The sequence below is a fragment of the Mycobacterium sp. genome (assembly GCF_035653355.1).
In the GTDB taxonomy this organism is placed as follows: domain Bacteria; phylum Actinomycetota; class Actinomycetes; order Mycobacteriales; family Mycobacteriaceae; genus Mycobacterium.
Genome location: NZ_DASRBZ010000008.1, coordinates 1 through 10,379 on the forward strand (window position 1 = coordinate 1; position 10,379 = coordinate 10,379).

Sequence of the window (10,379 nt, forward strand, 5' to 3'; positions counted from 1 at the left end):
GATCGTGCCTGTCGCCGCAGACGCATCCACCGACGATGGCGTGGCAGCCACCGTCGACGCGGTGCGACGTACCAACGGCGGCCTGCACGGGCTCGTCAACGTCGCGGGCGGCGCGGCGCCGTCGACCTGGATGCCGGCGACCCGGGTGACGCGATCGGATTGGCGGCAGCTGTTCACCGACAATCTCGAGACGACATTCTTCATGAGCCAGGGGATCGCTGCAGAGCTCAAGGCACAGAACCGCCAAGGCGCGATCGTGTCGATCTCATCGATCAGCGGCATGAACACCGCGCCCTTCCACATCGCCTACGGCACCGCGAAAGCGGCAATCGTCGCGATGACCCGCACCATGGCGGTCGAACTCGCCCTGGATGGCATCCGCGTCAACGCCGTGGCACCTGGGGTCACCGAAACACCGGCCTCTGGCACCTATGTCGACGACGACCCTGAGCGGGACCGTCGCGCCATTGCGATGGGGCGGCGCGGCCGACCGGACGAGATCGCCGGCGCCATCTTGTTTTTGCTGTCCGACCTGTCCAGCTATATCACCGGCCAGACTCTGCTGGTCGACGGTGGCCTGGACCTCAAGTGGACCCATCTGGACGCAGACAACACCTCGCTGTTTCTCAAGGACGAGTCGTTCCGCGCGGCGCTAAGGAGCATGTGATGACCGACACCGAAGTCCAAGCAGCCGAAGAGCTTTCCGCACCGGTGACTATCGGCGTCGACGCCTACCTGTCCGAGGAGTACGCGCGCGCCGAGCGCGACAAGCTGTGGCGCAAGGTGTGGCAGCAGATCGGCCGGGTTGAAGACCTCCCCACCGTCGGCAGCTACTTGACCTACGACATCCTCGACGACTCCATCGTGGTGGTACGCACCGGGCACGACACATTCAAGGCGCACCACAACGTGTGCATGCACCGTGGCCGCCGGCTGGTCGACGTACCCGACGGCGCGAAAAACGCGTGTGGCCGCAAGAAGTCGTTCGTCTGCGGATTCCACGGCTGGACATACGACCTGGACGGCAGCTGCATCCATGTGCCCGACAAGCAGGACTGGCAGGGTGCGCTGACACCGCAGAACACCCATCTGGCGCCGGTCAACGTCGACACCTGGGGCGGGTGGGTGTGGATCAACATGGATCCCGACTGTGAGCCGTTGCGAGACTATCTCGAACCCGCCGCTACCATGCTCGACCCCTTCCAGTTGGACAAGATGCGCTGCAAATGGCGCAAATGGCTCCGTTTCCAATGCAATTGGAAAGTCGCCATGGAAGCCTTCAACGAGACCTACCACGTCGCGACCACACACCCGCAGTTCGACAAGTTCGGCACCTTTCGCGGCTGGGCCAAGGCGCACGGCCGGCACAGCAACATCGGCTATGACGCGCCGAAGGACCTGGAAAAGACCAAATCCAAGATCCGGCTCGGTACCGGCGCCGACCCGCGCATCTCGACAGCGGAAATGCAGCTCTACACCCTGGAGGAAACCAACGCCACCACCACCAAGACGCTGGCCGACGCGGCACGCCGACTGGTCGACGAACTACCCGAAGGCACCCCGGCCGACCAGGTGCTCGAGCACTGGCTGTCCTCCGCTCGCCGCGACGACGCAGCCCGCGGCGTGATCTGGCCGACTATCGATCCCGAACACCTCGCCAAAAGCGGCACCGCATGGCAGATCTTCCCCAACTTCCAAATCGGCCAAGGCTTGACCACCGCACTGTGCTACAGCGCCCGCCCGTACGGCTACGACCCAAACCAATGCATCTTCGAGGCGTCCTGCTACGAGCTCTACCCGGAAGGTGAAGAGCCGCACCCAGAGTGGGAATACCTTCCGCCCGACGACCCAAACTGGCGGACCGTTTTTCCGCAGGACTTCTCCAACATGGCCGCAGTGCAGCAAGGCATGAAATCTTTTGGCTTCACAGGCACAAAACCCAACCCCTATATGGAACGCAGCACCGCCAACCTGCACCGCAACCTCGCGAAGTACATGGGTACCGGCGCGCCGCGAGAGCTGAGTAACGAAAGTTGACTATGGACTGTCCACCGACGCAGACTCCCGACGACATCGACATCGACGCGCTGCGAGAAAAGTACCGGCAGGAGCGCGCCAAGCGGCTGCGCGCCGAAGGCTCCAAGCAGTACGTCGAACTGTCGGGCGAATTCGCCGACTTCTACGAAACCGACCCGTACACGCCGCCGGTGGTGCGCGAGCCGATCTCGGCGGATATCGACGTTGCGGTCCTCGGCGGCGGCTTCGCCGGACTACTGTGCGCCGCGCACCTAAAACGCGCCGGCGTCGACGACGTCAGGATCATCGAGCTCGGCGGCGACTTCGGTGGCGTCTGGTACTGGAACCGCTTTCCCGGAATCCAATGCGACAACGAGTCGTATTGCTACGTTCCGCTGCTCGACGAGCTGGACTACATCCCGACCAAGAAGTTCGCCGACGGCACCGAGATCTACGAGCATTGCCGGCGAATCGGAAAGCACTACGGCCTCTACGATGGCGCGATCTTCTCCACCCTGGTGCGCGAATTGCACTGGGACGAGGACATCAAACGCTGGCGAATCGGCACCAACCGCGACGACGACATCCGGGCCCGCTTCGTCGTGATGGCGTCCGGTAACTTCCACCGGCCGAAACTTCCGGGCATCCCGGGAATCAAGGACTTCAAGGGATACAGCTTCCACTCGTCGCGGTGGGACTACGAGTACACCGGCGGGGACGCCACCGGAGGTCTGGACAAGCTGCACGACAAGCGGGTCGCGATCGTCGGAACCGGCGCGACCGCCATCCAGGTGATCCCCTTTCTAGGCCGCTATGCCAAGCACCTCTATGTCTTTCAGCGCACACCGTCGACCGTCGACGAGCGCAACAACACCCCGACCGACCCGGCTTGGGTGGCGTCGCTGCAGCCGGGGTGGCAGAAGGAACGCCAGCGCAACTTCCATGCCTGGACCTTCGAAGGCGGCGCGCCGGGCCAGCCCGACTTGGTCTGCGACTTCTGGACCGAACTGGGCCGCAACACTGCGGCAAGGATTCTCGCTCTGGAAAACCCGGCCGCGGTCACCCCCGAGCAGTTCATGGCGATACGGGAAGAAGAAGACTACAAGGTGATGGAGCGGCTGCGTCGCCGCATCGACAGCATCGTCACCGACAAGCAAACCGCCGAGGTGCTCAAACCCTATTACCGATTCCTCTGCAAGCGACCATGCTCCAACGACGACTATCTGCCGACCTTCAACCGCCCGAACGTCACGCTGGTCGACGTGTCGGCGTCTAAAGGCGTCCAGCGGGCTACCGAAAATGGCTTGGTGGCCAACGGCATCGAATACGAAGTCGACTGCATCATCTACGCCAGCGGCTTCGAGATCACCACCGACATCAGCCGCCGCTACAGCATCGAGACCATCGAGGGCCGAGGCGGCGTATCGCTGTTCGACTACTGGCGCGACGGTTTTCGCACCTTCCACGGCATGACCAGCCGCGGCTTTCCCAACCAGTTCTTCACCGGCTTCACCCAAGTCGGGGTGTCGGCGAACATCAGCGCCAACTATGAGCTGCAGGGCGAGCACATCGCCTACGTCATCGCGCAGACCATGGCGCGGGGCGCGGCCACTGTGGAGCCAACTCAAGCCGCCCAGGACCAGTGGTGCCGGACCATCCGCGAAACTGCGGTCGACAACAGCAAGTTCGAAATGGAGTGCACGCCTGGCTACTACAACAACGAAGGCGGCGGGGGCGGCGAAGGTATCCGGTCGCACCTCGGGGAACCGTACGGGCCCGGGTTCTACGCGTTCGGTGACCTGCTGGCCGAGTGGCGCGCACAGGGCGACCTCGGCGGCCTCGTGCTCGGAGCATGATGGCTGAACTCAGATTCGACGATCGGGTCGCCGTCATAACGGGGGCGGGCCGCGGCCTCGGACGTGCCTATGCGCTGTTGCTGGCGTCGCGAGGGGCCAAAGTCGTCGTCAACGACATCGGCGCCAACCTGACAGGGAACGGGGTCGACGCCGGACCAGCGCACGCTGTAGTCGACGAGATCAGGGCAGCCGGCGGGGAAGCGGTCGCGTGCACCGAAACCGTTGCGACACCTGACGGCGGCAGCGCAATCATTGAGGCGGCGATCCATCGCTATGGCCGGATCGACATCCTTGTCCATAATGCGGGCAATGTCCGCAGAGCCTCGCTGAAGGAAATGAGCGGCGACGACTTCGACGCCGTCGTCGACGTCCATCTGCGGGGTGCCTTTCACGTGGTGCGGCCGGCCTTCCCGCTGATGTGCGCGGCGGGCTATGGCCGCATCGTGTTGACGTCGTCGATCGGCGGGCTCTACGGCAACCACGGTGTCGCAAATTACGCCGCTGCCAAGGCCGGGATTATCGGCTTGTCCAATGCCGTCGCGCTGGAAGGCGCCGCAGAGGGCGTGCAGTGCAATGTCATCGTCCCCGCGGCCGAGTCGCGAATGGCGGAGGGAATCGACACATCAGCCTACCCGCCGTGGGGCCCTGAGTTGGTGGCGCCGGTGGTGGGCTGGCTCGCCCATGAATCCTGTTCACTTACGGGCGAAATCCTGATCGCAATCGCTGGCCGGGTAGCGAAAGCCTTTGTGACCGAGACGCCCGGCGTGTATCGCCCATCATGGTCGGTTGAGCAGGTCGGTGACGACATCGACGCGATCCGCGACATGACAGCGCCGGTGGTCTTTCCCGTCGTCCCCGACGGCCACGGCGATCACATCCGCTACAGCTTCGACATGGCCCGGGCAGGAGCGTCGCATGGCTAGCCCGGCCGGACCGCTGGCCGGAGTGCGGGTGCTCGATCTGACCGCGATGGTGATGGGACCCTACTGCACCCAGATCATGGCTGACATGGGCGCCGACGTCATCAAAGTCGAGCCGCCGGAAGGTGATACGACCCGCTACATCTCCGTCGGACCGGCACCCGGCATGAGCGGTGTCTTCGTTAACGTCAACCGCGGCAAGCGCAGTGTCGTCTTGGACCTGCAGACAGAAGCAGGCAAGACCGGGCTGCGGGCGCTGATCGAAACCGCGGACGTGTTCATCCACTCGATGCGGGCAAAAGCGATCGCTCGGCTCGGATTCAGCTACGACGAGGTCGCCGCGATCAACTCGGCCATCATCTACACCAACTGCTATGGGTACGGCCGGCGCGGGCCCGACCGGGATCTGCCCGCCTACGACGACACGATCCAGGCCGAATGCGGGCTGCCGGCCGTCCAAAAGCAATTGACCGGGGAAGCAAGCTATGTCGGGACGATAATGGCCGACAAAGTGGCCGGCCTCACCGCGCTCTACGCCACCATGATGGCGCTATTTCATCGTGAACGCACCGGCCAGGGACAAGAGGTCGAGGTGAGCATGTTCGAGACGCTGGCCTCGTTCATGCTTGTCGAACACGCCAATGGCGCCATCTTCGACCCACCGCTCGGACCCGCCGGTTATCCCCGAGCCTTGGCGCCCAACCGGCGGCCTTACCGCACCAGCGACGGCTATATCGCCGCGCTGATCTACACCGACAAGCATTGGGCCGCTTTCATCGACGCCGTGCGGCCCGCGTGGGCCAGCGACCAGTACGCGACACTCGAGCAGCGGGCGCGCCAGATCGACTCCGTTTACGCCCTGGTAGCCGAGACGCTGCGGGAGCGGACCACCGAAGACTGGCTGGGTCTGTTCCGCGAGCTGGAGATACCAGCGGCGCCCATCCGCACACCGGGTGCACTGTTCGACAACCCGCAGCTCAACGCTGTCGGCTTGTTCGAGACAATCGACACCCCGCACGGCCGGATGCGCTTTCCCGGTGTGCCGACATGGTTTTCGCACACGCCGGGCCGCGTCGCGGGTCCCGCGCCGGAGCTTGGAGCAGACACCAGCGAGGTGCTCGACGAACTCGGGCTGGCCTCTGCTCGCCCACGAAAGGAGACGTGACGATGGGCGTACCGGTCTATAAGCGCATCCTGGACCTCTTCGAGGTCGAGGGAGTGAACACGCTGTTCGGCATCCCTGATCCGAACTTCGTGCACATGTTCCGCGAAGCTGAAGCGCGGGGCTGGACAGTGGTCGCGCCCCATCACGAGGAAAGCGCGGGCTTCATGGCCGAAGCGGTTTCACGTATGACGGGCAAGCCCGGGCTGTGCATCGGCACGCTGGGGCCTGGTGTGGCCAACCTGGCCGGGGCGATGATGTGCGCCAAGGTCGAGAACTCGCCGGTGATCTTCCTCGGCGGCCAGAGGGCCCGCATCACCGAACGCCGCGTTCGCCGTGGGCGCATCCAATTCGTCCAGCAAGAACGGCTTTTCACGCCGTCGGTTAAGTTCAGCGCCTCGATCGAATACGCCGACCAGACGGACGAACTCGTGCACGAGGCAATCCGGCGGGCGATGTCGGGTACACCGGGCCCGGCCTACGTCGAATACCCGGCGCATGTCATCACCCAAGACCTCGACGTGGCAGAACCGTTGCCGCCCAATGCCTACCGGCTCGTCAACCAAGGCGCGGGTGCGCCGGAGATCGCGCAGGCAGCGGCGCTGATCCGCGCCGCCAAGGCGCCGATCCTGCTGGTGGGTCACGGGGTGCACACGTCACGCAGCGGTGCTGCGGTCAAGGCGCTCGCCGATGTGATGGCCTGCCCGGTGATCCAGACCTCGGGCGGCACGTCGTTCATCCCTGGGCTTGAGGACCGCACCTTCCCCTATGGCTTCTCGTCGGCGGCGGTCGAGGCGGTGGTCACGTCGGATCTATGCGTCGCACTTGGAACCGAGCTCGGCGAACCCGTCCACTACGGCACCACCCGCCACTGGGCGGAGAACAACGCCAACCGCAAATGGATCTACGTCGAGCAAGATCCGGTGGCGATCGGGGTGAACCGTCCAGTCGACGTCCCGCTGGTAGGCGACCTGCGCGGCGTCGTGCCCCAACTAGTCGAGGCACTCAACGACACACCGCGGCAGCCCTCGGCGGATCTCGCACGCTGGATTAAACAGGACGCCGCGCAGTTGGCCGAAGTGGCAGAAACCGCACCCAGCGGCCAAACCCCGATCCACACAGCACGTTTCGTGGTCGAAGCGACCAAAGCCTTCCCGAAGGACGGCATCATGGTGCGCGACGGCGGCGCCACCGTCATCTTCCAGTGGACCTATTCACAGGCCAAGCCGCACGACGTGATCTGGAACCAGAACTTCGGCCACCTCGGCACCGGCCTGCCCTACGCGGTCGGCGCTTCGGTCGCCGACGGCGGCAAACGGCCGGTCATGCTGCTCACCAGCGACTCGTCGTTCCTCTTCCATATCGCCGAACTCGAAACCGCCGCGCGGCTCAAATTGCCGTTGGTGTGTGTGGTCGGCGTCGACCACCAATGGGGTCTCGAGGTCGGGGTCTACAAGCGCACCTTCGACCAGCCGTCATCACAGCCAGGCGTGCACTGGAGCAAGAACGTGCGCTTCGACAAGATCGCCGAGGGGCTGGGCTGCCACGGCGAGTACGTCGAGAAAGACGACGACATCGGCCCGGCCATCAAACGGGCCTACGCGAGCGGCAGACCGGGTGTCATCCATGTATGTATCGATCCCAAAGTCAATTCGGAAGAAATGCCCAACTACGGCGAATTCAGGACCTGGTACGCCGAAGGAACTCAGTAGGAGGATGGCTTCATGCGCGAATATGTGAAGTTCTACATCGATGGTCAGTGGGTCGACCCCGTGCGGCCCAACCCCTTCGACGTCGAAAATCCCGCAACTCAACAGATCACCGGCAAGATCTCACTTGGTTCTGCAGCAGACGTCGACGTGGCGGTGAATGCGGCCCGACGGGCGTTCGCCACATGGTCGCAAAGCAGCCGCGAAGAGCGCTTGGACCTGCTGCAAGCGATTCTCGCGGAATACCAAAGACGCGCTGACGACCTGGCAGAAGCAGTGACCGAGGAGATGGGTGCACCGCCGTCGTTGGCCGCAGGGCCGCAGGTGCAGCTGGGCCTCGGTCACCTGATGACCGCCATCGATGTCCTGAAGAACTTTTCGTTCGAGGAACAGCACGGTGCGACCCTGGTGGTCAAGGAGCCGATCGGGGTATGCGGGCTGATCACACCGTGGAACTGGCCGCTCAACCAGATCGCGGTGAAGGTGTATCCGGCGCTGGCGACCGGTTGCACGATGATCCTGAAGCCTTCGGAGGTTGCGCCCTACTCGGCGTACATCTTCACCGAAATTCTTGATGCCGCAGGCGTGCCGGCAGGGGTGTACAACCTGGTCAATGGCGACGGCCCGGGCGTGGGGGTGGCGCTGTCCAGCCACCCCGACATCGACATGGTCTCGTTTACCGGTTCGACCCGAGCCGGCATCGACGTGGCTGCGAACGCTGCTCCAACGGTAAAGCGGGTGACCCAGGAACTGGGGGGCAAGAGCCCCAACATCGTCCTGGACGATGCGGAATTCGAGAACAGCGTCCGTGCCGGCGTAGTCAACATGATGCTGAACACGGGCCAGAGCTGTAACGCGCCCTCGCGCATGCTGGTGCCTAAGTCACGCATGGCCGAAGCGGTCGCGATTGCCCGCGAAGCCGCCGAACAGGTGAAAGTCGGCGACCCCGATGACAGCCGTGCAATCGGACCGCTTGCCTCAAAGGCGCAGTTTGACAAGGTTCAGCGCTTGATCCAGAAGGGTATCGACGAAGGCGCCACGCTGGTCATCGGCGGCACCGGCCGGCCAGACGGACTGGACACCGGCTACTACGCCAAGCCCACCATCTTTGCGGACGTCACCAATGACATGACCATCGCCCGCGAGGAGATCTTCGGGCCGGTGCTGTGCATGCTTGGTTACGACGACATCGACCACGCCATCGAAATTGCCAACGACACCGACTACGGTCTGGCCGGCTACGTTTCGGGAGCCGACCTTGACAAGGCGCGCACCGTCGCCCGCCGGATCCGTGCTGGTTGGGTGACGATCAACCACGCCTTCGACATGAACGCACCCTTCGGTGGCTACAAGGGAAGCGGCAACGGCCGCGAATGGAGCGAGTTCGGCTTCCACGAGTACTTGGAGACCAAGAGCGTCCTCGGCCACGCGCCCGAAAAGGCGGCAGGTTAGGCCTCTCTCCAGTTGTGCCGCCGTGTCTTCCGCTCCTGCGGGCCAGTCGCATCTAGACTTGCTGCGATCCGACAGGCAGGGGGCGACGACGTATCGGCGGCAACAACAGCGCCGTCCGGCCGGGCGGTCCGGGCGCGCGACGAGCCAGCACTGAACCGGCCAGGGCTTACCCTGCGCCGGTTCGTTACGCTCGACGGCCGCGATGGGTTGCGCCGGTCCCGCAGCTAGCTCATCACCGACCGGGCTCGGGCATCGCCGCGCTGGACGGATTACGCGCCGTAGCTGTCGCTTTGGTGCTCCTCGAGCACGGCGGCGTTCCCGGCATGGGCGGCGGCTTCATCGGTGTGGACATATTTTTCGTGCTCAGCGGATTCCTGATCACATCGCTGCTACTTGACGAGCTGGGACGCACGGGTCGTATCGGATTGTCCGGCTTCTGGATTCGCCGCGCCCGACGGCTGCTGCCCGCCCTCGTGCTGATGGTGCTGACCGTAGGCGTCGCCCGCGAGCTGCTTCCGCAAGAAGCTGTCGCCGGCTTGCGCGGCGACGCCATCGCGGCATTCGTGTGGATGGCGAACTGGAGATTCGTCGCGCAAAAGACCGACTACTTCACCCAAGGTGCGACGCCGTCGCCGCTGCAGCACACATGGTCGCTGGGGGTCGAGGAGCAGTACTACTTCCTCTGGCCGCTCGTGCTAGTTGCGGTGGCCGTATTGCTGGCGGCATGGGCCAGGCACTACCGGTTGTGGGCGACGCTGGCCGGCGTGCGGTTCATCGTGTTCCTGGTAGCCGCGCTGGGAGCGGCCGGTTCGGCCGCCGCGGCCATCGTCTTGTCCTCGGACGCCACGCACGACCGGATCTATTTCGGCACCGACACCCGTGCGCAGGCATTGCTGACCGGCGCCGCGGCGTCGGCGCTGCTGGTGCGCGACTGGTCATCGCTGAACCGCGGTCGCTGCGCGATCCGCAACCGGTGGGCCAGATGGGTCGCCCGCGTTCTGCCGGTCATCGGCTTGGTGGCATTGGCGGCGGCCGCACACTACGCGAGGGGCAACGCACGGGAATTCCGCGAGGGGTTGCTGATCGTGGTGGCGCTTGCAGCCGCCGCTGTGATCGCCCCCGTGGCGCTGGACCAGCGGGGAGTGTCGGCCCGGGTGTTGGCTTTGCCTCCGTTGGTGTGGCTGGGCGCCATCTCCTACGGGATCTACCTGTGGCATTGGCCAGTCTTCCTGGCGCTCAACGGGGAGCGCACAGGATGGTCCGG

Annotated in this window: 8 protein-coding genes; all 8 read left to right on the forward strand. The window is 64.5% G+C overall.

Annotated features, from left to right (window positions below; genetic code table 11):
- Positions 1–667: SDR family oxidoreductase (locus VFA16_RS00265; protein WP_324965892.1), on the forward strand; the 667-nt coding region annotated here is incomplete at its 5' end.
- Entirely contained in the window at positions 667–2,037 is a 1,371-nt protein-coding gene (locus VFA16_RS00270; RefSeq protein ID WP_324965893.1) for an aromatic ring-hydroxylating dioxygenase subunit alpha, read from the forward strand. The genes VFA16_RS00265 and VFA16_RS00270, both read left to right, overlap by 1 nt.
- A 2-nt stretch (positions 2,038–2,039) precedes the next feature.
- Positions 2,040–3,872, forward strand: coding sequence for an NAD(P)/FAD-dependent oxidoreductase (locus VFA16_RS00275; RefSeq protein ID WP_324965894.1), 1,833 nt, complete (start codon positions 2,040–2,042; stop codon positions 3,870–3,872).
- Complete coding sequence (locus VFA16_RS00280; RefSeq protein ID WP_324965895.1) at positions 3,872–4,795, forward strand: SDR family NAD(P)-dependent oxidoreductase; 924 nt, start codon at positions 3,872–3,874, stop codon at positions 4,793–4,795. The genes VFA16_RS00275 and VFA16_RS00280 overlap by 1 nt, the downstream gene beginning before the upstream one ends.
- The gene (locus tag VFA16_RS00285) at positions 4,788–5,957 is read left to right on the forward strand and encodes a CoA transferase (RefSeq protein WP_324965896.1); all 1,170 of its coding nucleotides are present in this window, start codon (positions 4,788–4,790) and stop codon (positions 5,955–5,957) included. The genes VFA16_RS00280 and VFA16_RS00285 overlap by 8 nt, the downstream gene beginning before the upstream one ends.
- 2 nt (positions 5,958–5,959) lie before the next feature.
- Entirely contained in the window at positions 5,960–7,666 is a 1,707-nt protein-coding gene (locus VFA16_RS00290; protein WP_324965897.1) for a thiamine pyrophosphate-binding protein, read from the forward strand.
- 12 nt (positions 7,667–7,678) lie between these two features.
- A complete protein-coding gene (locus VFA16_RS00295; RefSeq protein WP_324965898.1) occupies positions 7,679–9,115 on the forward strand; it encodes an aldehyde dehydrogenase family protein in 1,437 nt (478 codons plus the stop codon).
- Between the two features lie 251 nt (positions 9,116–9,366).
- A partial coding sequence (locus VFA16_RS00300) for an acyltransferase (protein WP_324965899.1) occupies positions 9,367–10,379 on the forward strand: 1,013 nt, incomplete at its 3' end.

Bases quoted from the DNA above. Each gene is read 5' to 3' on its own strand.
- VFA16_RS00270 (WP_324965893.1), top strand. From the start codon at position 667: ATGACCGACACCGAAGTCCAAGCAGCCGAAGAGCTTTCCGCACCGGTG.
- VFA16_RS00275 (WP_324965894.1), top strand. From the start codon at position 2,040: ATGGACTGTCCACCGACGCAGACTCCCGACGACATCGACATCGACGCG.
- VFA16_RS00280 (WP_324965895.1), top strand. From the start codon at position 3,872: ATGGCTGAACTCAGATTCGACGATCGGGTCGCCGTCATAACGGGGGCG.
- VFA16_RS00285 (WP_324965896.1), top strand. From the start codon at position 4,788: ATGGCTAGCCCGGCCGGACCGCTGGCCGGAGTGCGGGTGCTCGATCTG.
- VFA16_RS00290 (WP_324965897.1), top strand. From the start codon at position 5,960: ATGGGCGTACCGGTCTATAAGCGCATCCTGGACCTCTTCGAGGTCGAG.
- VFA16_RS00295 (WP_324965898.1), top strand. From the start codon at position 7,679: ATGCGCGAATATGTGAAGTTCTACATCGATGGTCAGTGGGTCGACCCC.